This is a genomic window from Chryseobacterium sp. DT-167 (genome assembly GCF_058310155.1).
Map to the genome: position 1 here is coordinate 40,430 of NZ_JBZEEQ010000002.1, position 24,259 is coordinate 64,688.

General features: G+C 35.9%; 17 protein-coding genes. 2 read left to right on the plus strand and 15 right to left on the minus strand.

The features are described 5' to 3' along the window. Positions 1 to 2 precede the first annotated feature (2 nt). The 6 genes from scpA to AC4FQ5_RS02610 all read right to left on the minus strand — a co-directional run bounded on the left by scpA (position 3) and on the right by AC4FQ5_RS02610 (position 11,547). On the minus strand, positions 3 to 2,126 hold the full coding sequence (gene scpA, locus AC4FQ5_RS02585; RefSeq protein ID WP_491140943.1) for a methylmalonyl-CoA mutase: 2,124 nt from the start codon (positions 2,124 to 2,126) through the stop codon (positions 3 to 5). 124 nt (positions 2,127 to 2,250) lie between these two features. Further along, positions 2,251 to 4,362 carry a prolyl oligopeptidase family serine peptidase gene (locus AC4FQ5_RS02590; RefSeq protein WP_491140944.1) on the minus strand — a complete coding sequence of 704 codons (2,112 nt, stop codon included), beginning with the start codon at positions 4,360 to 4,362 and terminating at the stop codon, positions 2,251 to 2,253. Positions 4,363 to 4,614: 252 nt separating this feature from the next. Then, positions 4,615 to 5,187, minus strand: coding sequence for an STM3941 family protein (locus AC4FQ5_RS02595; RefSeq protein ID WP_491140945.1), 573 nt, complete (start codon positions 5,185 to 5,187; stop codon positions 4,615 to 4,617). 96 nt (positions 5,188 to 5,283) lie between these two features. Further along, complete coding sequence (gene prfA, locus AC4FQ5_RS02600) at positions 5,284 to 6,369, minus strand: peptide chain release factor 1 (RefSeq protein ID WP_491140946.1); 1,086 nt, start codon at positions 6,367 to 6,369, stop codon at positions 5,284 to 5,286. A gap of 106 nt (positions 6,370 to 6,475) precedes the next feature. After that, the gene (locus AC4FQ5_RS02605; RefSeq protein WP_491140947.1) at positions 6,476 to 9,313 is read right to left on the minus strand and encodes an alpha-amylase family glycosyl hydrolase; all 2,838 of its coding nucleotides are present in this window, start codon (positions 9,311 to 9,313) and stop codon (positions 6,476 to 6,478) included. A 173-nt stretch (positions 9,314 to 9,486) separates the two neighbouring features. After that, positions 9,487 to 11,547 carry a T9SS type A sorting domain-containing protein gene (locus AC4FQ5_RS02610; protein WP_491140948.1) on the minus strand — a complete coding sequence of 687 codons (2,061 nt, stop codon included), beginning with the start codon at positions 11,545 to 11,547 and terminating at the stop codon, positions 9,487 to 9,489. A gap of 146 nt (positions 11,548 to 11,693) precedes the next feature. Here AC4FQ5_RS02610 and AC4FQ5_RS02615 point away from each other — a divergent pair, with 146 nt between their 5' ends. After that, complete coding sequence (locus AC4FQ5_RS02615; RefSeq protein ID WP_491140949.1) at positions 11,694 to 12,566, plus strand: helix-turn-helix domain-containing protein; 873 nt, start codon at positions 11,694 to 11,696, stop codon at positions 12,564 to 12,566. A 96-nt stretch (positions 12,567 to 12,662) separates the two neighbouring features. Here the strand turns inward: AC4FQ5_RS02615 and AC4FQ5_RS02620 are convergent, their stop codons facing one another. Together AC4FQ5_RS02620 and AC4FQ5_RS02625 are read right to left on the minus strand one after the other, a co-directional pair. Further along, entirely contained in the window at positions 12,663 to 12,953 is a 291-nt protein-coding gene (locus tag AC4FQ5_RS02620) for a hypothetical protein (RefSeq protein ID WP_491140950.1), read from the minus strand. A gap of 179 nt (positions 12,954 to 13,132) precedes the next feature. Continuing rightward, positions 13,133 to 14,740 (minus strand): fumarate hydratase, encoded by a 1,608-nt coding sequence (locus tag AC4FQ5_RS02625; RefSeq protein WP_491140951.1) that lies wholly within the window; start codon positions 14,738 to 14,740, stop codon positions 13,133 to 13,135. Between the two features lie 281 nt (positions 14,741 to 15,021). Here AC4FQ5_RS02625 and fumC point away from each other — a divergent pair, with 281 nt between their 5' ends. Continuing rightward, positions 15,022 to 16,416 carry a class II fumarate hydratase gene (fumC, locus tag AC4FQ5_RS02630; RefSeq protein ID WP_491140952.1) on the plus strand — a complete coding sequence of 465 codons (1,395 nt, stop codon included), beginning with the start codon at positions 15,022 to 15,024 and terminating at the stop codon, positions 16,414 to 16,416. A gap of 314 nt (positions 16,417 to 16,730) precedes the next feature. Here the strand turns inward: fumC and AC4FQ5_RS02635 are convergent, their stop codons facing one another. The 7 genes from AC4FQ5_RS02635 to porD all read right to left on the minus strand — a co-directional run bounded on the left by AC4FQ5_RS02635 (position 16,731) and on the right by porD (position 24,182). Then, the gene (locus tag AC4FQ5_RS02635; RefSeq protein ID WP_491140953.1) at positions 16,731 to 17,768 is read right to left on the minus strand and encodes an outer membrane beta-barrel protein; all 1,038 of its coding nucleotides are present in this window, start codon (positions 17,766 to 17,768) and stop codon (positions 16,731 to 16,733) included. 30 nt (positions 17,769 to 17,798) lie between these two features. Then, a complete protein-coding gene (locus AC4FQ5_RS02640) occupies positions 17,799 to 18,419 on the minus strand; it encodes a hypothetical protein (RefSeq protein ID WP_491140954.1) in 621 nt (206 codons plus the stop codon). Next, positions 18,406 to 18,966 (minus strand): RNA polymerase sigma factor, encoded by a 561-nt coding sequence (locus AC4FQ5_RS02645; protein ID WP_491140955.1) that lies wholly within the window; start codon positions 18,964 to 18,966, stop codon positions 18,406 to 18,408. The genes AC4FQ5_RS02640 and AC4FQ5_RS02645 overlap by 14 nt, the downstream gene beginning before the upstream one ends. A 169-nt stretch (positions 18,967 to 19,135) precedes the next feature. Continuing rightward, a complete protein-coding gene (locus tag AC4FQ5_RS02650; protein ID WP_491140956.1) occupies positions 19,136 to 19,849 on the minus strand; it encodes an ABC transporter ATP-binding protein in 714 nt (237 codons plus the stop codon). 4 nt (positions 19,850 to 19,853) lie between these two features. Continuing rightward, positions 19,854 to 21,320 (minus strand): DUF5687 family protein, encoded by a 1,467-nt coding sequence (locus AC4FQ5_RS02655; protein ID WP_491140957.1) that lies wholly within the window; start codon positions 21,318 to 21,320, stop codon positions 19,854 to 19,856. A gap of 238 nt (positions 21,321 to 21,558) precedes the next feature. Beyond that, positions 21,559 to 23,208: a DNA repair protein RecN gene (locus AC4FQ5_RS02660; RefSeq protein ID WP_491140958.1), complete on the minus strand. Its 1,650-nt coding sequence runs from the start codon at positions 23,206 to 23,208 to the stop codon at positions 21,559 to 21,561. Positions 23,209 to 23,279: 71 nt separating this feature from the next. Beyond that, positions 23,280 to 24,182: a type IX secretion system protein PorD gene (gene porD, locus AC4FQ5_RS02665; RefSeq protein ID WP_491140959.1), complete on the minus strand. Its 903-nt coding sequence runs from the start codon at positions 24,180 to 24,182 to the stop codon at positions 23,280 to 23,282. Positions 24,183 to 24,259 lie beyond the last annotated feature (77 nt).

The following is a 24,259-nucleotide window of genomic DNA, read 5'->3' on the forward strand; positions in this document are numbered from 1 at the left end:
TATTAACTATTTTTTAAAAAACCATTAAGAATATCTACCGCACATTTTGGAAGATTCGTTCCAGGACCAAAAATAAAATCGGCTCCGTTTGCATATAGAAATTCATAATCCTGTTGAGGAATAACTCCCCCGACAACAATGGTAATATCGTCTGCTCCGAGTTTTTTTAATTCTTCAACAACCTGCGGAACCAGAGTCTTGTGTCCTGCTGCCAAAGATGAAACTCCCAAAATATGAATATCATTTTCCACCGCCTGTTTTGCCACCTCTTCCGGGGTTTGAAACAATGGTGCGACATCGACGTCAAAACCCATATCTGCGAAAGCCGTTGCAACCACTTTTGCACCTCTGTCGTGACCATCCTGTCCCATTTTTGCGACCATAATTCTCGGACGGCGTCCTTCTTCTTCTTCAAACTTTTGAGTCAGCTGAAGAGCCTGACCAAAATATTCATTTTTACCTGCATTCATAGCGTAAACTCCCTGTATTGTTCTGATGTTGGCTTTGTAACGTCCGAAAGTTTCTTCCATTGCATCACTCATTTCACCCAAAGTCACTCTTCTACGTGCAGCTTCGATACATAATGCCAAAAGATTTCCGTTTCCTGTTTTTGCGGATTCCCGGATTTCATTTAAAATTTCTTTAACAGCTTCAGAATTTCTGTTTAATTTAATTGACTCTAATCTTTCGATCTGTTTTCTGCGAACCTCCGTATTGTCTATGTCTAAAATATCAATTGGAGCTTGATTTAGGCTTGATTTAAATGAATTTACACCAATAATAAACTCTTCGCCACTATCTATTTTCGCTTGTTTTTTTGCAGCAGCTTCTTCGATTCTCATTTTCGGAATTCCGGCTTCGATTGCTTTTGTCATTCCGCCTTCTTTTTCAACTTCATCGATGAATTTCATTGCTTCTTCGATCATCTGCTGAGTCATACTTTCGACTAAATTGCTTCCGCCCATCGGATCTACAACATCACAGATTCCGCTTTCCTGTTGAAGAATGATCTGCGTGTTTCTTGCAATTTTCGCCGAATAATCTGTAGGAAGCGCAATTGCTTCATCCAATGCATTTGTATGAAGAGACTGAGTTCCTCCCAAAGCTGAAGACAAAGCTTCAATGGCGGTTCTTGTAATATTATTAAAAGGCTCCTGTTCTGTCAAAGACCATCCTGAAGTCTGAGAATGTGTTCTTAGTGCTAAAGACTTCAGATTTTGCGGATTAAACTGCTTTAAAAGTGTAGCCCAAATATATCTTGCTGCACGCATTTTAGCAATTTCCATAAAGTGATTCATTCCGATTGCCCAGAAAAATGATAATCTCGGAGCAAAATCATCAACATTCATTCCTGCTTTTATACCTGTTCTTACATATTCTAAACCGTCTGCTAAGGTGTAAGCCATTTCCAGAACCGGAGTTGCTCCTGCTTCCTGCATGTGATACCCTGAAATGGAAATTGAATTGAATTTAGGAATATTTTTAGATGTATATTCAAAAATATCTGCAATGATTTTCATGGAAGGTGTTGGCGGATAAATGTAGGTGTTACGCACCATAAATTCCTTTAAAATATCATTCTGAATTGTTCCTGAAAGCTTATCCTGAGAAACTCCCTGCTCTTCAGCAGCAACAATATAGAAAGATAAAATTGGCAAAACCGCACCATTCATCGTCATCGAAACCGAAATTTCATCTAAAGGAATTTCATTGAACAAAATTTTCATATCCTCCACAGAATCAATGGCAACTCCGGCTTTTCCCACATCTCCCACTACTCTTGCGTGATCAGAATCGTAGCCTCTGTGCGTTGCCAGATCGAATGCTACGGAAAGTCCTTTTTGTCCGGCAGCCAAGTTTCTTCTGTAAAAAGCATTGGATTCTTCTGCCGTTGAAAAACCGGCATACTGACGAACTGTCCAAGGTTTTTGTACATACATTGTGGAATAAGGACCTCTTAAAAAAGGTGCAATTCCCGGAGAAGAATTACTAATGGTTTTATCTTTAACATCTTCTGCGGAATATTTTGATTTCAGTTCAAGCCCATCTTTTTCAAATTGATAAACTTCCTGATGCTTTTCGGATATTGTAAATTGGGGATTTTTATTCTGAATTTCCCTTCTCATGATTTCTGATTTAAGATTTTAAAAATAAGCATTTTCGGATTAACAAATCCTGCTTAATTTTTTACATAAAAAAAGGCGAAGTTGCACTGCTGCAAAATCGCCCTTTTTTATTCTATATTTTTAATTATTTCTCCAACTTTTTGATTCCCATTTCGAATAAAGCAAAAGAAATTAAGTCTGCATTTTCACTGATCACCTGATCAGTTGCTCTTCCAGCGCCGTGACCTGCATTTTTCTCAATTCTCAGTAAAATCGGGTTTGCACATTTCTGCTTTTCCTGTAATTCTGCCCCGAATTTGAATGAGTGCGCCGGAACTACTCTGTCATCATGATCACTTGTAATAATCATCGTTGACGGATAACAGGTTCCTGATTTTACATTATGAACCGGTGAATAAGATTTAAGATAATCAAACATTTCTTTGTTGTCTTCTGCAGTCCCGTAATCATATGACCAACCCGCTCCTGCTGTAAACTTGTTGTACCTCAACATATCTAAAACACCAACTCCTGGAAAGGCAACTTTCGCCAAATCCGGACGCATCGTCATTGTTGCTCCAACTAAAAGTCCGCCATTTGATCGGCCTGAAAGTGCCATATATTCTTTTGATGTATAACCTTTGCTTTGAAGATATTCTCCGGCTGCAATGAAGTCATCAAAGACATTTTTCTTCTGCATTTTTGTTCCTGCATCATGCCATTTTTTACCGTATTCTCCTCCGCCACGGATGTTTGGAACGGCATAGATCCCGCCATTTTCCATCCAGATTGCATTGACTACCGAGAAAGATGGCTGTAAGCTGATGTTGAAACCTCCATAAGAATAAAGAATTGTCGGGTTTTTTCCGTCTAATTTTGTTCCTTTTTTGTAGTTGATCATCATCGGAACTTTTGTACCGTCTTTTGAGGTATAGAAAACCTGTTCAGAAACATAATCTTCAGGATTAAATTTTACTTTTGGCTTCTGGTAAACTTCAGATTTTCCGGTATCTGCATTAAATTTATAAGTAGTTCCCGGAGTAATATAATTGCTGAAAGAGTAATACATTTCTTTCTCTTTTTCCTTACCGCCGAAGCCTCCCACATTTCCTTTTCCCGGAAGAGAAATTTCTCTGATCAATTTTCCTGTCTTATCAAATTGTTTTACCTGATCAATCGCATCTACCATATACGTTGCGAAAAAATAACCACCACCTGAAGAAATCCCTAATACATTTTCTGTTTCAGGAATAACGTCTTTCCAAGTTTCCGGAGATGGATTTTGGATAGTTGTTTTTACCAAACGCATGTTGGGAGCATCTTTATCTGTAAAAATGAAAAGATTATCGCCTTCCGTATCTACTATGTTGACATTGATATCAAAACCTTTATTGATCTGAACGAAGTCACCACCGTTTTTTAAATCTTTAATATAAATTTCATTTCCGTTGGTTGCATTGGCTGCAGAAATGATTAAATATCTCTGATCTTCAGAAACTCCCGCTCCCAAATATCTTCTCGGAGTTTTTTCGCCGCCGAAAATCAATTGATCTGCAGACTGCTTTGTTCCTAATTTGTGATAGAAAACTTTGTGCTTATCGGTCATCCCAGACAAAACTGTTCCTTCTTTTGGCTTGTCGTAGCTTGAATAATAGAAACCTTCATCGCCCAACCAAGAAATTCCGCTGAATTTTACGTCAACAATGGTTTCGTCGATTTGCTTCCTGGTGATTGCATCTATAATGATGATTTTATTCCAGTCGCTTCCACCTTCTGAGATTGCATATGCTGCTAAATTTCCTTTTTTGTTGAAAGATAAACTTGAAAGAGAAGTCGTTCCTTTTTCTGAAAATTTATTCGGATCTAAAAATACTTCTGTCGCTTTTGTTTTATTATCGGTTCTGTATAAAACTGACTGCGCCTGAAGTCCGTTATTCTTATAATAATAGGTGTAATCTCCTTCTTTGAAAGGTGCGCCAATTTTTTCATAGTTCCAGATGTCTGTCAGTTGGTTTTTAATCTGCTCTCTGAAAGGAATTTTTGAAAGATAATTCTGACTGTAAGCAACTTCTTCATCCACCCATTTTTTGGTCGGCTCAGAATCGTTTTCCAAATCTCTGTATGGGTCTGCAACGGCAGTTCCGAAGTAGGTATCAGTCTGATTTCCTTTTATTGCTTTAGGATAATTCATTTTCTGAGAATAAATAGTAGCTGAAAATAAGACTCCAGCCGTTAATAAAATTGGTTTGAAATTCATTGTGATGGATTTTCTCAAATTTAAGGAAAGTTGGGGGAATACAAAAACCAGATGAATGACTGCAATTCGACAATATCAATATCTTTTTTAGACAGGAACATTTTAAACTAAAAATTATATTGTTTCAAATAAATGTTTAGAGCAAATGACAATTATTTTCCCTTACATAAGTTGCCTGCAACAAAATGATTTATCCTTAATAATAACGTAACAAAAAAACATCTGATTCCTCAGAGTCTTTTAATATTTCAATTACAGGTTGTGAAGATTCTCTTTTTTATATTCTTTCATTCTCTCTGTGAGTAATCTGTGTAGATCTTTAGTATTGGTCTTTAAAGAATTCGCAGAAATACATATCGGTGAACCATACCATTTATAATTTATTTCCATACTTTTTCTCTTCAGCTTATTTGTTACTTTATTTAAATAATCTTGCGGATTTTTTAAAATAAACATCAGGAATTTCTGGTTATTTACTGTGAAAATCTCTATTTTTTGAATGTCTGACCACAAAACCAATCCCACAGACAATCCGCTTGAATTATCTATAAATCCTTTTTGATTAATGATTATACCCGGTTTTTTATCTAATCGTTTTCTGAAAGTAAATACTGCACAACATCCAAAAAACAAAACTGAAATTGCTCCTATGAAAAATAAAAATACAGGATTTAAAAAAGCGGCTCGTCTATTTGATTGATTGATTTCCGGAGGATTTATCATAAACCCAAGTCCTAAAGCAACGAATGCTAATGCTCCGAAAAACAACAGCGTTATTTTAACTTTACTTAACGGTATTTCTATCTGTTCATTTACTTTATTCATTTTTATGGATTCAATTTATTCAAAAGTACAGAAAAGTATTTGAGCAAAAAAGCTTCCGATTTCTCAGAAGCTCTTAGATATTTTAAAAAGAAAATCTTAATAATTCTCTTCTTCCCCTTTCATTTTCTCGGCATTTTCTGCCATGATTACGGCATCGATCATTTCAGAAATATCCCCATTCATGTATGCATCAAGATTGTACATTGATTTATTGATTCTATGGTCAGTAACTCTTCCTTGTGGATAGTTATAGGTTTTGATTTTTGCAGAACGGTCACCGGTGGAAACCATCGATTTACGTTGTGCAGCAATATCTCCGACAGATTTCTGAACTTCAATATCGTATAATTTGGTACGGAGCATTTCCATTGCCAGTTCACGGTTTGCCAATTGAGAACGAGCCTGCTGACAAACCACCACCATTCCTGAAGGTTTGTGCGTCAACTGTACTTTGGTTTCTACCTTGTTTACGTTTTGTCCACCCGCTCCACCAGAACGAGAAGTCTGCATTTCAATATCAGCTGGATTCAGTTCAAAATCAATTTCTTCTGCTTCCGGCAAAACGGCAACAGTAATTGCTGAAGTGTGTACTCTACCTTGCGATTCTGTTTCAGGAACACGCTGCACACGGTGAACTCCGGATTCGAATTTCATGATTCCGTAAACGCCTTCACCTTCTACTTTTAGGATAAGTTCTTTATAGCCTTTCGCAGCTTCGTTAGAATCTGTGATTTCATGCTTCCACCCTTTAGTTTTAAAAAACATAGAATATGCTCTGTAGACATCTTCAACAAAAATTGCAGCTTCATCCCCTCCGGTTCCGGCCCGAAGTTCTACAATTACGTTTTTATCATCGGCAGGATCTTTAGGAATCAAGAGTACTTTCAACTCTTCTTCTAAGCCCGGAAGCTTTGCCTGCGCTTCTACTTTCTCTTCTTTAGCCATATCGACCAGATCTCTGTCTGAACCATCTGCAATGATTTCCTCAGATTCTGCAATATTATCCAAAGCTCCTTTATATTGATTGTAAACGTGTACAATTTTTCCTAAATCGCTGTATTCTTTATTCAATGAAGAATATTTTTTCTGATCCGAAATTACGTCTGGCTGTATAATAAGATCTGCAACCTCATTATATCGTTGTTTTATCGCTTCTAATTTTGGAATTAATGACTTAGACATATTAAAAATTTAGTATGCAAAGATACGGATTTGATGATTAATAAAAAAAGCTCATTTTCATGAGCTTTTGTAAATATTGATACGGATTATGAATACAATTTAAATTTTACTTAACAATCATTTTCTGAATAGCAATTCCGTTATCTGTTTTCAGATGAACAAGATAAGTTCCTGCAGGATAATTTGTTCTTAATTCATAAGTTCCGTCTTCATTTTTCAATTTGAATGAATCCATTTTCTTTCCGCTCATGTCATAGATCGCAATTTCTCCGTTTTTTGCTTTGTGATAAATCAATGTAGCCAAGCCGTTTTTCACAGGATTATCTGCAATCTGAAGCGATAATCTTTTATCTAAATTTTCTTCAGCTGTCGATAAAGTAGTAAATGGATTTCCATAGATTCTGAATTCTCCCGGCTGCAGTGTGATCGGAGTTGTTGTTGAAGCTACATTGAAAGCTGTACCATCCATTAAATTCTGCCACTGTCCTGTAAAAGGAAAATATGGAACCACATTTTTTACCGAAGTATCATAATTTGCTAATACAACTACATTTTTCACTCCTGTTGTCAGTAAAGGATCATTGATATAAATTCTTGTGATCAACCCATTCGGGTCATTCGTCAGATTATTTGATTCTACTGTGTAGGTTTTTGATTTGAATACAGGATGAGTATTTCTAATATTGATGATTTGCGCCCAAGTATTATAGATTGCCTTTCTGCTGGTATTGGTATCATAGCCCAAAGTGAAAGCAACGGGTTTTTCGTCTGTACGACAATTATTGTTGATGCTTCCATCCGGACATCTGTTGATGCTGAATTCATATCCCAACTCTCCAAACTGCCAAATCATTTTCGGACCGGGAATCGTGAAGAACGTCGCCCCGAAAGTTTTCATTCTTTCTAACGATGTATTCAGGTTGGTAACGTTATAAGTTCCGTTTACAGCTCCGTACGCAAGATTTTTAAACATTAGTCTTTCTTCATCGTGGCTTTCACCATAGCCAACTCCGTGCATATTTGTAAAGCCGTGAAGTTCATGATCCATTCTGTCATAGTTGCTGTTTTCTTTGTAACCCATCGTATTCTGATTGTAAGACCCGTTTTGGTTATTCCACATCAGTACACCTTTTCCTTCTGCCACTCTGTAGTTTGCCCATTGCTGCTCTTCTGCATCTGTTCCTAAATGCTCAAAAATCATGTATGAATTGGGATCAAGAGCCCATTGTTTATCTGCATATCCTTTCAGAATATCTACCCGATCCTGCTGATAAGCATTGGTACAGGCTTCGTCAGTTGCTGTACAGTTTTGGGTAAATCCTTTCGTCAAATCCCAACGGAAACCGTCAATTTTGTATTCGGTTAACCATTGCTGCAGAGTTCTTTCAACATAATATTTTGTTGCTAAACTTGTATGGTTAAAATCATTGAAAACATTATAAGAATGTTTCGGCACTGTATTGAAATAAGGATTGTTTGCCGCAATATCACCATAACCATCACCATCCGGATCAACGTTCCAAAGTCTTACCAAAGGTGATCTACCCGTTGCATGGTTAAAAGCAACATCTAAAATCACAGCAATTCCGTTTTGATGACACAGATCTACAAACTCTTTGAATTTCTGTGGTGTTCCGTAAGCTTTATCTAAAGCGTAATGGAAAGAAGTATTGTAACCCCAAGAATTGTTTCCTTCAAATTCCATGATCGGCATCAATTCGATGGCATTGATTTTTAAATCTTTAAGATAATTGATTTTATTAATTAACGATTGCCAGTTTTTTTCCTGTGTGAAATCTCTTAATAATAATTCATAGACAATTAAATTATCTTTACTTGGTCTTGCGAAGTTGGTAACCTGCCAATTGTAAGGAGTTTCTCCGGTTTTAAACATAGAAACTTCAAAACCTTGTCCGGTAGGAAAAGCTGGTAATCCCGGATAAGTAGTTGCAGTAATATACTGATCATCATAAGAAGACAAAATCTGCGGTGAATACGGGTCTGCAACTTTTCTCAGATCATTGGTCCTGTACTGGAAAGTATATAATTGCTGAGGAGTTAAGCCACTAAGCTCAATCCAGTATAAATCCGGGTTTGTGGTGTCTCTCTTCATTAAATAAGTATCGTTCACCGTCCAGTTGTTAAAGCTTCCGATCACATGAACGAAGCTTTTGAAAGGTGCATACAAAGCCAGACCGACTTTTGTATTGTCTGTGGGATGATAATTGATTCCCTGTCTGACCCAACCCGGAATAGCCTGTGAAACTACATTTCTCGGCACCTGTAATGTGAACGTGGCATTTTTAACCGTAGAATTTGCCGTTGCAATCAACTCCATATTTGCATCTGCAGCAACCGTATAACTATAACTGTAAGAAGTTGAAGGCGTTGAAGTTGAATTGACAACCGTTCCGTTTGCTTTTAACTGAAAAGTTGCATTAATGCTTGTTGTTGCCGTTATATTAATCGCATTACCCGTCGGAACTGAAGTCAAACTATTGGCAGCAGGATTTGTCAGATTTAAATTTAATGTTCCTACATTTACAAAAATATCAGGTGAAGTCTGATGATTTCCTGTTTTAGTTTTTAGTAAAAAACCGAATCTTCCGATTCCTGTACGTCCGTAAAATGTTGTTGGAGTAAACGTTAAAGAATAAGTATCGGTTCCCGCATTGTAAGACAGCTTATTTAATTCATTGGAACTCGTCCAACTTCCATTGGTCGGACAATCCTGACTGTTTGCGTAGTTCTGATCTAAAGACCAAGTCCAAATGTAAATGGCATTATTGGCAACTCCCCAAGCAGTTTCATCAATCTGATTTCCGGGAACTGATAACGTAATCTGATCGGTTTCATTAAAAGGATTTGGCGTAATCGTATAAGTTATCTGTCCAAATACAATACCTGTAATCAGCAGATAAAATAAGAAATACAGTTTTTTCATTTTAGTTTAATTTTAATAAAAGTAGAATAAAATCCTTAATTAATGAGCGATTTTTTCAACTTTATTATTCAGCAAATACAAATCACGAAAAAGCCCATACAAAATGCATGAGCTTTCAATGTAAAAAATAAAATTAAAAATTTAAATATCTGTGATTTGGTGTTAGATTTTTTTTAGTTTTTAATAATCTTTTTTGAAATATTTTGGCCTTCTTTCAACTGTAATTCTACAATGTAAATTCCGTTTGGAAGTCCACTCATATTTATTTGATTATTTTTAAACTGTACATTGATTTTCTGCCCTGCAACATTGGTTACGTTAACGTTCTCAACATTTGTATCTGTTTTTACATTCAAAATTCCATTTGTCGGGTTTGGATAAACTCCTAAAGAAACTTTTCTGATGTCTGCTGTACTCAATCCTGTTGCATCTTTAATACATCTCACCGATTGTCCCTGAGCTCGCGGACCTCCGGCGTTTGGATTGGCTAAAGCAGTCGAGTTGTACAGATATCTACCTCCTGAAACAGCAATATCGCCACTCCAATAATATCCTCTTTCTCCAACATAAGTAAAACCACCTGAACTTTGACTTCTGTATCCGGCTGCAGGTAATTTTAATTTACTTGAATAAGCTGTTGCAGCGCTTACCATTCCCTCAGCACTTACTGCTGCAACCCATTCTGCCTGGGAAGGCAATTTCCAGCCTGGTCCGATAGCTTTACAAGGATCAACACCAACTTCTGAAGTAATTGCTGATGCATTGGCTCCGTTCCATAAATCACTTGAAGCATTTGTTGACCACCATGAAGGACCGGTTCCCAAGATAAATGAAGCAATCCCGTTTAATCCTGCAGGATTATTTACAGAAGGAACCGTAGTAGTCGGAGAGTTTCTCATCTGATGACCATCGTCCCATCTTCCCCACTGGAAAAGATCTCCGTAAGAATCTGCATCTGCCATTGAAGTTGCCACCTGAGAGCTTCCTAAATTCTGCTGAAGCCAGATTTTTCCGTCTGCACCACGAACTGTTGTATAAGTGACTGACTGGCCTTTATAATTAAATGTCACACAACCCGTATCTCCGGCAGTATTTCCGGGATCAGTATTGTTACAGGTTGGCGTCGTAGTAGTTACCGGAATCGAAATACGTTTCACTTTAACTCCGTTTTGAGAATATGAGAGTACCAAAAAATTATTAACCTTATCAATTGCTACGTCATTATATGTCGCTTGACCATCAGAGATAAAAGCACCTCCAAAAGCAACCCAAGCCTGAGTAGTGGTATCAAATTTATATACTGTATTTTTCAGCATGTCATCGTTTTCCCAACGACTTGCAACGACATATGGATCACCAGAAGGCGTGACTGCAATAGCAACATGCTGCACTCTTCCTGTGGAAAAATTAGCCGCTCCAATTTGTGACCACGAAGTTCCGTTGAATTTTTTTACATTCAATTTTTGTCCGCCTGCAGAGTTTGAAACATAAGCAACATATAAATTGTTATTTGCATCAATCGCAATGTCTGAAGTATATTGCTCTGAAGCTGAAGCTGCATCGACTATAGCTCCACCAACTAAAGTCCAGTTATCTGTACTTGCAGCAGTAGTATTATTTTCATAAACTCTTAAACCGCCTGCGACATTACAGGTATAAATTTTATTATTTGAACCAATCACCATTTCCGCAAACATGGCGCCACTAGAAAATCCGGTATTTCCTACCTGTTCCCAAGTTCCATTCACATACCGCTGAACTGTTCCTGAATTGTGTGTAGAATATGTAAACAAAACATTCGATAAAGACACTGCAGAAGCCTGATAATTTATAGTTGAAGTCGTAGGACTTGCCAGTTGCATCCACGAAGTTCCGTTAAATTGTCTTACTTCTAAACCGCTTCCCTGGTTTGTATAATAGATGTTATTTCCCGTCGGTGCTACTGATAAAGAGTTGAAAGTTGCGGAACCGTTTGTAACACCTGCATTTCCGCCTAAATGCGACCATGAAGTTCCGTTAAATTTTTGTACTGATCCTTTTGAGACAGAAAGATCGTAGTAAGAAACATAATAATTTCCCTGTTCATCGATAGCTAAATTATTAAAGCTACTACCACCTGCAGAAATGGTTGCTGTACCCACATCCTGCCATTGCTGCGCATAAGAGAAACTTCCGATAAGAGAAAGTATCCCAAAACTTATTTTTACTATTCTACAATATAAATTTCTGAACATGATAAATCTTATTTTTAATTATTCTAAATTTAATTTACTTTTGCGCAAAAATACATTTCGTAATTTGAGTTGACTTATCATTTACGAATTACTTGTTATCCTGTCTTACTCGAATAATGAATACAGTAATGAAGCAAAAAACTTATATGGAGCAGCCAATTAAAGAAAGAACAGTTTTTATATCTGACAATATCCAGATTACCATGCGTGAGAACTCAAGCCCTGGAAATTATGTACAATCTTATTTCTCAGAAGGAAAATCAAGCTTCAATTTATTATTCCTCTTAAGTCCAAACATTCATCTGAATGCAAACCACTGCGAAACCCGGTTTACATTTAAGAAAAATCAATACATTTTACATTACACATCAGAAGAAAGTCGGGCTGAATTGTGGACAAATGACGAAACTTTAAAATATCTTCAGATTCAAATAAAATATCAATATATCTTTAATTTGATTGATCCCGAATCTAACAGGGAAAGTGAAGAAATCCTGAGGCGAATGACTGATAATCATTTTGTTTTCCTTCACAAAGAAACTCCTCCCGATATGACGGTTGAAATGCATATGATTTTAAGGGAAATTATAAGTTACTGTAGAAAAGGAATCATGCAGAAACTGTTTGTAGAAGCCAAAATTATTAAATTACTGATTTTGATTTTCGAACAGTTTAACGAAAAAAACACTGCGGAAGATTTATCTAAAACTCCTTTTATCATTAAAAAATTTCTTGATGAAAATTTTCACCGAAATTTAAAGATTGAAGAAATCAGTAAGATTTTAGGAATCAACGAAACTAAAATCCGGAAAGAATTTAAAATTCATTATCAAAAGACCATTATCGATTACATTTCAGAACTAAGAATGCTGAAAGCCAAAAAGCTGATCATCAATAAAGATTTAATGATCAAAGAAATTGCAATCGACTGTGGTTATGAATACGTGCAGAACTTTACCCGCGCTTTCAAAAAGAAATTCGGAGTTTCACCGGAAAAGCTCAGAACAAGTTCGTTTTAAAAAAGAAAAACCACCGATAAATCAGTGGTTTTATATATGTTGTTTTGCTATGATATCACTTTTTCAGAATTAAGGTGAAAAAGCGATGACATTCAATTAATGATGTCCTTTGTCGTGTGTGTGAGCATCATGTAAGAAAGGACCGTGACCTTTAGGCTGGTTGAAGATTACTTCAACACCTTCCTGCTCAGTAATTAGTTTTCTTCTGATGTTTTCAGGATCGAAAGGCTTTACCTTACCGAAATACTCCTTCAAACCTTCTGTTAACCACAATGGGATAACGAAACCGAAAAACATAAAAATACACCAGAATCCTACTAGGAACATTGTAACAAAGTAAATTGTCCAAAGGAACTGATAAAACGGCCAAAATGCTGATAACATCATCTTTCTTATAGATTTTAGGCAAAAATAGGATTTTTTTCTTTTTTATCAAAAGATAAAGAACCTAAATTTCGCAATTTGTTTTTATTTTAAACTAATTAATGAGATGTTTAAATAAGATTTCTGATTTTAGACTTTCAATCATTCTTCTGATTTCTGATAAAACACTCAAAATTATATAATTAATGCGCAAGGTTGGCAAAGAAGTCATTTCCTTTATCATCGGTAATGATGAATGCAGGGAAATCTTTTACCTCTATTTTTCTTACCGCTTCCATTCCTAATTCAGGGAAATCTACCACTTCGACAGACAAAATATTATCTTTTGCTAAAATCGCTGCGGGACCACCGATTGAACCGATGTAAAAACCTCCGTATTTATGACAAGCATTAGTTACATCAACTGTTCTGTTTCCTTTTGCCAACATCACCATACTTCCGCCGTGACTTTGGAATTCGTCAACATAAACGTCCATTCTACCTGCAGTCGTCGGTCCGAAACTTCCTGAAGCCATTCCTTCCGGTGTTTTTGCGGGACCTGCGTAATAAATCGGATGATTTTTGAAATATTCAGGCATTGGTTGTCCGCTGTCTAACAATTCTTTGATTTTTGCGTGGGCGATATCTCTTGCAACAATCAAAGTTCCGTTTAATTTTAATCTTGTTTTGATTGGATATTTTGAAAGTTCTGCTAAAATCTCCGGCATCGGCTTATTTAAATCAATCTCAACCGCTTCTTCCAAATGTGGTGGAGTCGCCGGTAAAAATCTTTTCGGATCTTGTTCCAATTGCTCTAAGAAAATCCCGTCTTTGGTAATTTTTCCTTTAATATTTCTGTCTGCCGAACAGGAAACACCCATTCCAACCGGACAAGAAGCCGCATGACGAGGTAGTCTTATAACCCGAACATCATGAGTTAAATATTTCCCGCCAAATTGAGCACCGATTGCACTTTCCTGGCAGATTTTCTGAACTTTTGCTTCCCACTCCAGATCTCTGAACGCCTGACCTGCTTCATTTCCTTCTGTCGGAAGATTGTCGTAATATTTTGCTGATGCTTTTTTCACCGCAGCTAAATTTGCTTCCGCAGAAGTTCCACCGATGACCAATGCCAAGTGATAAGGCGGACAAGCCGCAGTTCCCAAGTCTGAAATTCTCTCTTTTACAAATGCTTCAAGAGATTTTTCATTCAATAAAGATTTCGTTTTTTGATAGAGGAAAGTTTTGTTGGCAGAACCGCCACCTTTCGTTAAAAATAAAAATTCGTAATAATCTCCTTTTTTGGCATAAATATCAATCTGCGCCGGAAGATTGGAACCGGAATTTTTCTCATCAAACATCGTCAAAGGTACAACCTGAGAATATCTCAAGTTTCTTTTTTGATAGGTATTGTAAATTCCTTTGCTTAAATATTCACCGTCATCAACGCCCGTGTAAACGTTTTCTCCTTTTTTACCCATCACAATTGCCGTTCCCGTATCCTGGCAAGAAGGTAAAGCTCCTTCTACCGCAACCGCAGCATTTTGTAATAAATTATAAGCAACGAATCTATCGTTATCTGTAGCTTCAGGATCATCAATAATTCTTCTAAGACTTGCTAAATGTGAAGAACGTAGCATGAAAGAAACATCTGCCATCGCTTCTTCAGCTAACAACTCAAGACCTTTTGGATCGATGGTTAAAATTTCTCTTTCGCCATGTTGCTCAACTTTCACATACTCTGAAGTCAATTTTTTATAAACCGTATCGTCTTTCAGAATTGGATACGGATCCTGATATTTAAAATCCATTTACTTTTTTACTTTCTATTTTCGGTGCAAAAATACGGCTTACGCAAAAAAACATGATCAAAATCAACAATATTACGCTGTATTTATAATGATTATAAATTGCGGGATTCTGAGTTAATGATTAATTTTATAAACCACAAAGATCTCAAAAAATAATCGTCTCATTTGTCATTCCGTAGGAATCTTGGCAAAGTTTTTAACTTACATTATTTAGATTCCTACGGAATGACAAACTGGGCGGATAATTTTTGTGGTTTAATTTAAAAAAAATTTCAATCACAATGAATTACAGAATAGAAAAAGACACCATGGGTGAAGTGCAGGTTCCTGCAGATAAATTTTGGGGAGCACAGACAGAACGTTCAAGAAATAATTTCAAGATCGGTCGGGAAGGTTCTATGCCTACAGAAATCATCGAAGCTTTTGCCTATTTAAAAAAAGCTGCAGCGTTTACCAACACTGATTTAGGAGTTCTCCCTGCTGAAAAAAGAGATATGATTGCCAAGGTTTGCGACGAAATCCTTGAAGGAAACTTAAACGACCAATTTCCTTTGGTAATATGGCAAACTGGTTCGGGAACGCAGTCGAATATGAATGTGAATGAAGTTATTTCCAACAAAGCGCATGTAAACAATGGTGGAAATTTAGGTGATAAATCTGAGATTCATGCGAATGATGATGTGAACAAATCTCAATCTTCAAATGATACTTATCCTACCGCAATGCACATCGCAGCGTATAAAAAAGTTGTTGAAACAACCATTCCTGCGGTTGAAAAGCTGAGAGATACTTTAGCTGAAAAAACAGAAGCTTTTAAAAATATCGTTAAAATCGGAAGAACACATTTGATGGATGCCACTCCATTGACTTTAGGACAGGAGTTTTCAGGATATGTTGCTCAGTTGAATTATGGAATTAAAGCGTTAAAAAATACATTACCACACCTTTCTGAGCTTGCTTTGGGCGGAACAGCAGTGGGAACAGGATTAAATACCCCACAAGGTTACGACGTAAAAGTTGCAGAGTATATTGCAAAATTCACGAATCTTCCTTTTGTAACCGCGGAAAATAAATTTGAAGCTTTGGCGGCTCATGATGCTATCGTAGAATCTCACGGAGCACTAAAGCAATTGGCAGTTTCTTTATATAAAATTGCTCAGGATGTAAGATTACTGGCTTCAGGGCCTCGTTCCGGAATTGGTGAAATTCACATTCCGGAAAATGAGCCGGGATCATCCATCATGCCGGGTAAAGTAAATCCCACACAGAATGAAGCGTTAACAATGGTTTGCGCACAGGTTTTAGGAAACGATACAACAATCTCATTTGCAGGAACTCAGGGAAATTATGAACTGAATGTTTTCAAACCTGTAATGGCTTATAATTTTTTACAGTCGGCACAGTTGATTGCGGATGCATGTATCTCATTTAATGATCATTGCGCGGTTGGAATTGAACCTAATCACGAGAGAATCAAAGAACTGGTAGACAAATCTTTAATGTTGGTAACCGCTTTAAATACTCATATCGGTTACGAAAATGCAGCAAAAATTGCGAAAACCGCTCATAAAAACGGAACAACCTTAAAAGAAGAAGCGATCAATCTTGGTTTTGTAACTTCTGAACAGTTTGACGAATGGGTGAAGCCTGAAGATATGGTGGGAAGTCTGAAATAATATTTTTTTAATTTTTAGATAATTGATAAAACTCCGGAATGAATATCCGGAGTTTTTATTTAATGATTAACCTTTTTTTTATTTAATTCAACAAAGCTTGTCATCCGTAAGGACTTCGATATAGTTTGAAAAAATTATGAGAAGATTCACGGTTAGTTCCCTCCGGAATGACAAACTTCATGGATGTTTTCCAAATCCACTGTTTTATTTTATAAATCTGACAATCTCGTTTACTACAATTATTTTGACACAAAAAAAACAATTGACTTTAAATAAAATCAATTGTTTCCTGTTAATATGAAATTCTATGAAAGTTATAATCCGATTCCGATTCCGAAAACCAAGGCTTTATCATTTTGGAAATAAGAATCTTTAAAGAAATTGCTGAAATCTTTTTTAACGAAAAGACTGATATTATCATAAGAAACGGTAAACTGAGCACCATAAACAAACGGATTTACTTTGTAATTTCCTCTGTCTCTGAAATCTTCGCGATCACCACTTACAATGTTGTTACTAGACATTTTTACTCCACCGTACATATTTGCAGCAATTCTAAAGCCGTCTGAATAAGGTCTGTACTGAATATCCATTCCTGCATTTTTTAGTTTAGAAAAATTATACTGTAATCCCAGAGGAACTATAACATAACCAGTTCTCAGTTTACTTTTATCAGTATTTCCTTGATAATTTGCTACATAAACATCTGCATTAGAATCTTTGGCAAAAATCATATTGTTATCCAAACGTACGGTTCTCCATGAAAATCCGATTCCGGAAATCAAACCCCACGGACTTGTTCTGTTAAACTGATAGTTAAATTTTAGACCAAATTCAAGATTATTGGCGTAACCTAAGTTTTTATCTAAATCATTGTCTGCTTTATCATTCGTCAAAGTCATGATTCCGTAAGTGAAATAGCCAGTAAAATCTTTTGTCGCACGAAATTTCTTAAGCAATTTTGCTTTCAATTCTTCATTTGAAGTCACGTCAGAATTCAAAAGAGAATATTTTACCTGCTTCTGGATCACCGTATCAAGATCAAAACCTAAAGCCTCAATTCTCTCATCAATCTTTTCAGAATAACGGTTGGCAACTTCTGCTTTCTGTTTGTCGAATTCTGTTTTGTCTAAATTTTTTGACTGAAGAATCAGAAGTTCAGCTTCCATCAGCTTTTTTTCTTCCTGAATGATCGTATCGATTTTTTTTGCATATTCATCCACTTTTTCTTTTACAACCGGGCTTACTTCGGTATCTTCTTTTGGCTGAAGGTTGAGTTTAAATCTTTTTTGTGCATTCATTGACGTTGCAACAAGGCACAACATTCCTGCGATGATAAATTTCTTAATCATAGTATTATTATTTTTTAGTTTAAATTGAATTTATTTGGTATTCAGATCGATGGTTGCTACGTTACTTCCACCTTTGGTTTTTTCGATGACGTCTTTATGTTCTACAGAGAAAAGTAAAGTCGAAGGATCAACATATCTTTTCTTTTTCACCTGAACTTTTGCAGAATCTGCTTTTGCTAAAATCTTCTCTGCCGGAATCTGACTGATCTGAGCAGCAATTTCCTTTGAATTTTCCTTAATGATTGGAAGTTCTTTTTTCTCTGCAATCATTTCCGAAGTTTTGGTATCAGATTTTAATTGAGAAGAAACGTTTTTCAGTTCAACATATTTTTCCTGATTTTGTTGAATGATTTCAGGAGAATTTATTTTTTCTGTTTTTACAGGATTTTTTTTGAGAACTTCAGTATTCTTGGTTTCTGCAACCTGTACATTTGGTTCAGAATCCTGATCAAAAAACAGAACAGCTCCTAAACTTAAAGTCAAAACCAAACACGCTGCAACCAAAAACCAATTGACTTTTTTTGTCTGAGAATCGTTGACTGGCTGAGTCTGAGTTTCAATTTCTGACCAAAGATCTCTTGAAGGAGCAATTTCTCTTTCGTCGATCTGTTTTTTGATCTGATATTCGATATTATTTTTAGATGTGTTCATTTTTCAGTTTCTTTTGTTGTTGAAAGTAGATCTTTCTCAGTTTTTCTTTCGCTCTGAAGAGTTGCGTTTTGCTTACCGCAGTAGAAATATTCAAAGTATCTGCAATTTCCTGATGCGAATATTCTTCAATCACATAAAGGTTAAAAACCATTCTGTAAGCATCCGGAAGCTGATCTAAAAGTTCCTGTGCATTAAAATCAAAAACAATTTGCTCATCATGAATTTCTTCCAGAACAGAAGCGTGAACATCGTCGAGATAAAAAACCGTCTTGTGACTTTTAATAAAATTGAGGCATTCGTTCACCACAATTTTTCTCGCCCAACCTTCAAAATTTCCTTCTCCACGAAAGCTTTCTATATGTTTAAAAATCTTACAGAATGCTTTGATCACGCAATCTTCCGCCTGATAAATATCGCTGATGTAGCTTTTTGCCACACTCAGGAATTTCTTTACACTCTGATCATAAAAGATTTTCTGCGCAGCCGGATCCTGTTTTTTCAAACGGCTCAGCAAATCTTCTTTTTTATTATTAAACAAAAGCTTCATGGTTATTCTGTTTCTACTATAAAGACAAGAAAAGATTGAAAAGGTGACAAAAAATTTTACTTTTTTATAAATAAACTTATAACTTACTGAAAATGAATATTAAAAATTTGAAATTTAATTTAAAAAAAATCCACTTCCTGGTAAAGAAAATGGATTTTTTGATTTTTAATTAAACCGGAACATTCACCTGATCGGCAAAATACTGCTCCAGATCTCTCAATGTTTCAGGATTGGTCTGAATATCTTTTACCTGAAGACCTTTATTGACCACAACAATTCGGTTGCAGACTTCTGTTGTGTGGGCAAGATCATGGCTTGAAATTAAGAACGTAACACCACTTTGCTTAGATAATTCTTTAATTAAATTTTTCAGCTTGATCTGAGTAGAAGGATCAAGATTGGCAAAAGGCTCATCCAGAATTACGATTTCAGGATTTCCGATGATTGCACCTACAATTCCTACTTTTTTCTGGTTTCCTTTCGATAAATCTCTCACGTATTTTCCGGAATTGACGATTTCACCATTGAAAAGATCATGAAACTGTTTTAAAAACTCATCTACGGAAGCCTTATTCTGCCCTCTCAGCTCACCGATGAAATAAAAATATTCTTCCGGTGTCAAATATCCTATCAGAAAAGTATCATCTACGAAAGCCGCAACTTTAGATTTCCATGCTTCAGATTCGTTGACTTTTATTCCGTCAATGCTTACAAAACCTGTTGTTGGCTGTATCAAATCAAGCATCAAACTGAAAAGTGTGGTTTTCCCCGCTCCGTTGTTTCCGACCAAACCGAAAGTTTCACCTTTTGGAATTTCAAGATTTTCGATATTGAGAACGGTTGCATTCCCGTAAGTTTTAGATAAATTATTTATAGTAATCATTGTATTAATTTTTAGATTTAAATGCTTCTAATGTGCTGTACTTTTCACTCTTATACTGTTTTACAATCGTATCAAATATTTTTTCTCTGAATAAAAATCCTATGAGTCCTAAAACTGCGATGCTGATGACTGCCGCTGTCATCCCGAAGAAGTATTTAGATATACCAAAAACCGCCATTGGCAAAAGCATTTTTGGAATTAATAATAAAAGACTTTTGAGATTGAAACTATTTTTCTGTCCCATTACCTTTTCTTTGGAATTAAGATCAATCTGCGTTTTGTTGAATGCTCCAGACCATAAAGTGAACTGAGAATTTACCCCAATATTATACAAACCTGCAGCGAAAAAAGTAAAATATGTTTCCCAACTGATAATTGCATAAAATAGAGCTACAACAATAGAGACGGCCGTCACAATATTCATCAGCCACCATTTTGCTTTCAAATATTCTTTATAAGGAACATTCAAAGTCATCATCAAAGGATAATACGAACTGTCGAAAGAAGGCACTCTCTGCCCAAACAAAAACTGAAAACCACCCGTCACAAACAATCCCATAAACATCATCATGTATGGTGTTTTGTAGATATCTGACGAAAACATCAGCAATCCGTAGAATATAAACATGAGGCTTCCGATAATAATTCCTTTAGTGACTTTATTCCGTCGCATCATTTTGATGTCGTTGTTGATAAAACTTCCGATTGCACCGTATTTATTCAGGAAAGCAATGTTCTCTGTCTTACCGATTGTTTTTTTATCTTCCAATCCCTGGTCGAGATAGAATTCTTTTTTTACATGGTTGAAACAGATCCACCATAATCCTGCAAATAATCCGATAGCAAGAATCGTAAAATAAGGCTGATCATAAAAAGCGTAAAAAAGTTTTTCTGAATAATCAAAAAGCGGAATGATGTTGTAGTACGTCAAGCCACCAATTACCGCAAACAAAATCCCTACTGCAATGGCAATATTTTCTTTATTGTTGAAAAGAATATTGATGAAATTATTAAGATAAAACAATAGTGAAAGCGCAATCAGCCAACTTAAACTTCCTAAAATTCCAAAACCGTTGAACATACAGATCACTGCAAATGTGACGAAGAAAAAAGAATTCATCCAGCTAAACGGCGAGAGAAACGTCTTGATCAGCATATAATTGACCAGGGTTTTCTTAGAAATGTTGAGCGTAAGATAAGGTTTGATATTCTGTGTAGACATTTGCTGCATGAGATATTTCAAAATCAAATCTGCTGCCCACAAAACGATCATAAATCTAGACACAATTTTCATTGCATCTTCTTCCATCTCTTTATTTACATAGAAAAAAGCCAAAAAAGCGGCACCAATACAATAGGCTATAAAAGAAAGGATCCCGATGAACCGGAAAATTTTCATTGCCAGATTGATTCCGACGGAAGTGCCACGAAAAAAACTTTTGATTTCTAACTTCAGGAACTGTACAAACATAGTTTACTTTTTTACATTAGTAAATATAATGTAGTTTTTGTTACAGTTTTATGCTGAAATTGGGATTTTAATTGGATTTTAATGTGGTTATCTTTTTTAAAGCAAAGTATACGTAAAATTGCTGGTCTAAATTATGGTCAAACAAAATAAGCGCAGTGTTTGTCATTCCGGAGGAATCTAGATAGAATGAAGAATTGTTGAGATTCCTCCGGAATGACAAAGTGTATGCAGAAATCCGTCACCCAATTAACTCTTTCGCCTGTGCCATAGCAGCCTCCGTAATCTTACTTCCGGAAAGCAATTGCGCAATCTCATTCAATTTATCTTCTTCACTTAAAGTAATAATTGTTGACTGCGTCTTGCCGTCAATATCTTCTTTTACCACTTTGTAATTATCATTTCCTTTTGCAGCAACTTGTGCTAAATGGGAAATTACAATCAATTGCATATCCTGAGACATTTCACGCATCAGGTTTCCTATTTCTTCAGCAACTTTTCCGGAAACTCCGGTGTCGATTTCGTCTAAAATAAGGGTTGGAAGCATATCGCTTTCGGCAATGATTTTCTTTACAGCCAACATCACACGTGATCTTTCACCGCCTGAAATGGCAGTCTGAATCGGTTTTAATGGAAAACCGGAATTCGCCTGAAAGAGAAGCTGAATATTTTCTTTTCCGAATTGATTAAATTCCGGAACATCTGTTAATTCGATTTCTACTTTCGCTTTTTCAAGTCCTAATTTCTTTAATAGATCTTCCGTTTTTTTAATGAAAACAGGAACATTTTTCTTTCTGTTTTTTGATAGTTTTTCGGCTAAAGAATGAAGCGATTTTTCTTTTTTAGCAATATTGATTTCAATCTCGGCAATGTATGCTTCAATTTCTGCTGTCCCTTTTTGTTCGCCCGACAACTGATCTCTGATTTCTTTTAACTCATTAAGATCAGAAGCGTTATGTTTTAGAAATAGAGCGTTGATTTTATTGTTCAGTTCAGAAAGTATCGTTAAATTTTCCGGATTGATCTCAATTTTGTCAGCTTCATCCTCCAGCTCCGAGAGAATGTCTTTCATTTCAACAAAAGAAACTTCCAGCCTTTCATCCAATTCCGAAAAAGCGTGAGAAACTTCAGCGATTTTAGACAGTTTATTTTTAGCTTCATTGAAAAAGGAAAGAATCCCTATTTCTTCCTGATGAAATCTTGAGAGAATCTGTGCTATATTTTCAGAGATCATTCCTGCATTTTCCTGCACAGAAAGCTGATTCTGAAGATCATCATAATCTACATCATCGAGTTTGAGATCTTCCAATTCATTCAGCAAAAACTGTTTGTAGTCACTTTCTTTTGTATTTTCAGAAAGCTGGGTTCTGAATTTTTTAAGCTGAGTGTTTAAGCTTTGAAATTCCAAAAAATCCTGCTGATACTCTTCAATGATTTTTTTATTCTCAGAAAGTCCGTCGATGATTTTAAACTGATAATCTGCCGTAAAAAGGTTAGATGTTTCAAATTGTGAATGAATATCGATCAATTGTGAAGTAAGCTCTTTCAGCACATCCAAAGTCACCGGAACATCATTGATAAATGCTCTGGATTTTCCTGATGGTAAAATTTCTCTTCGGATAATTGTTTGATGCTCATAATCGAGATCGTTTTCGATAAAGAATTTTTTAAACTGATTATTCAGGTCAAATTCTGTTTCAACGATACTCTTTTCTTCAGTTTTTGAGATCGATTTTAAGTCTGCTCTTTCTCCTAATATCAATCGAAGCGCACCCAAAATAATAGATTTCCCTGCTCCCGTTTCACCGGTAATCACCTGTAAACCATTTTTTAAAGATACATCGAGTGCATCAATAAGGGCAAAATTTTTAATGTATATTCTCGAAAGCATATTCAGTAGCAGATTACTTTATTACTGCAAATATAAAATTTTAGAATTCAGAATTCAAGAATAAGATGTCTTTACTTCCACTTATTCCATTTGGTATCGGTATACTTGGGCGCAAAAATAATCATCAGTTGCTTCAGATCATTCAAAATAATTCCGCCGTTGTTCCCGGAATCAAAAATATTGAATATCTCATCATATTTGGTATTGATAAATGTATTGAAAAAATAATTCTGCTGAAATGAGTTTTCATACGTCTTCAACTGCATCAATGCATCAAAAATTATTTTTTTTGATTGTGTCTGATCCTGATTAAACATTCCATCTAAACCCGCTCTGTGATACGTGTAGATTGTTTGGCGAAGCTGACTCATATTTGGATTTAAAATCTCACCAATAAGAATAGAGCGGCTTCTGGGATCATTGATCTGTCCCCAACCGTCATACCCCCGGTTTTGAGAATTCTGCGCAATCTGCTGTGCTTTGCTGAACCATTGTGTTCCGCCTGCAGACTGGAAGCTATCTGCATCGTAGCCTAATATCAAATAAACATAGAAACTGATAACATCAATTAAATTTTTCCCTGAAAACTGTCTCTCGTTAAAGATAAGATTTTCATTCTCAACATATTCAAACCCAAATTTTGTATCCTGAAGATTGACAAGCGGAGATTCATAAGACGAGCTGAAAACTGGGCGCACCGCCTGAACAACAATACTCCCTTTATATCTGTTACCATCTCTCTCACTCAAAACAATTGCAAAATTCGATTTTATCTTCTCAAAATTCTGAAGTTTTTTACCCGTCCAGCTTGTGTTGTTGATAAAGTCTCTAAGACTTTTCTCCAATGCCTTAAAAGCCTGTTGATTACTTCCTCCCAACTGTTGGGCATTTACCTGAACAGTTGCCAGAAGCTCCTGAGAGAAACTGAAATTAAAAGACAAAAGCAGAAATAGAAGTATCGTATATTTTTTCATATGTAGCTAATTACTGAATCAGAACAAACCATGCCGATTCATGGTGATCTCAATGTTCAGAACGGAAATTTATAAAA

What these genes read in the sequence shown, in the direction of transcription:
- scpA (WP_491140943.1), bottom strand. Translation starts at nt 2,126, where the DNA reads ATGAGAAGGGAAATTCAGAATAAAAATCCCCAATTTACAATATCCGAA.
- AC4FQ5_RS02590 (WP_491140944.1), bottom strand. Translation starts at nt 4,362, where the DNA reads ATGAATTTCAAACCAATTTTATTAACGGCTGGAGTCTTATTTTCAGCT.
- AC4FQ5_RS02595 (WP_491140945.1), bottom strand. Translation starts at nt 5,187, where the DNA reads ATGAATAAAGTAAATGAACAGATAGAAATACCGTTAAGTAAAGTTAAA.
- prfA (WP_491140946.1), bottom strand. Translation starts at nt 6,369, where the DNA reads ATGTCTAAGTCATTAATTCCAAAATTAGAAGCGATAAAACAACGATAT.
- AC4FQ5_RS02605 (WP_491140947.1), bottom strand. Translation starts at nt 9,313, where the DNA reads ATGAAAAAACTGTATTTCTTATTTTATCTGCTGATTACAGGTATTGTA.
- AC4FQ5_RS02610 (WP_491140948.1), bottom strand. Translation starts at nt 11,547, where the DNA reads ATGTTCAGAAATTTATATTGTAGAATAGTAAAAATAAGTTTTGGGATA.
- AC4FQ5_RS02615 (WP_491140949.1), top strand. Translation starts at nt 11,694, where the DNA reads ATGGAGCAGCCAATTAAAGAAAGAACAGTTTTTATATCTGACAATATC.
- AC4FQ5_RS02620 (WP_491140950.1), bottom strand. Translation starts at nt 12,953, where the DNA reads ATGATGTTATCAGCATTTTGGCCGTTTTATCAGTTCCTTTGGACAATT.
- AC4FQ5_RS02625 (WP_491140951.1), bottom strand. Translation starts at nt 14,740, where the DNA reads ATGGATTTTAAATATCAGGATCCGTATCCAATTCTGAAAGACGATACG.
- fumC (WP_491140952.1), top strand. Translation starts at nt 15,022, where the DNA reads ATGAATTACAGAATAGAAAAAGACACCATGGGTGAAGTGCAGGTTCCT.
- AC4FQ5_RS02635 (WP_491140953.1), bottom strand. Translation starts at nt 17,768, where the DNA reads ATGATTAAGAAATTTATCATCGCAGGAATGTTGTGCCTTGTTGCAACG.
- AC4FQ5_RS02640 (WP_491140954.1), bottom strand. Translation starts at nt 18,419, where the DNA reads ATGAACACATCTAAAAATAATATCGAATATCAGATCAAAAAACAGATC.
- AC4FQ5_RS02645 (WP_491140955.1), bottom strand. Translation starts at nt 18,966, where the DNA reads ATGAAGCTTTTGTTTAATAATAAAAAAGAAGATTTGCTGAGCCGTTTG.
- AC4FQ5_RS02650 (WP_491140956.1), bottom strand. Translation starts at nt 19,849, where the DNA reads ATGATTACTATAAATAATTTATCTAAAACTTACGGGAATGCAACCGTT.
- AC4FQ5_RS02655 (WP_491140957.1), bottom strand. Translation starts at nt 21,320, where the DNA reads ATGTTTGTACAGTTCCTGAAGTTAGAAATCAAAAGTTTTTTTCGTGGC.
- AC4FQ5_RS02660 (WP_491140958.1), bottom strand. Translation starts at nt 23,208, where the DNA reads ATGCTTTCGAGAATATACATTAAAAATTTTGCCCTTATTGATGCACTC.
- porD (WP_491140959.1), bottom strand. Translation starts at nt 24,182, where the DNA reads ATGAAAAAATATACGATACTTCTATTTCTGCTTTTGTCTTTTAATTTC.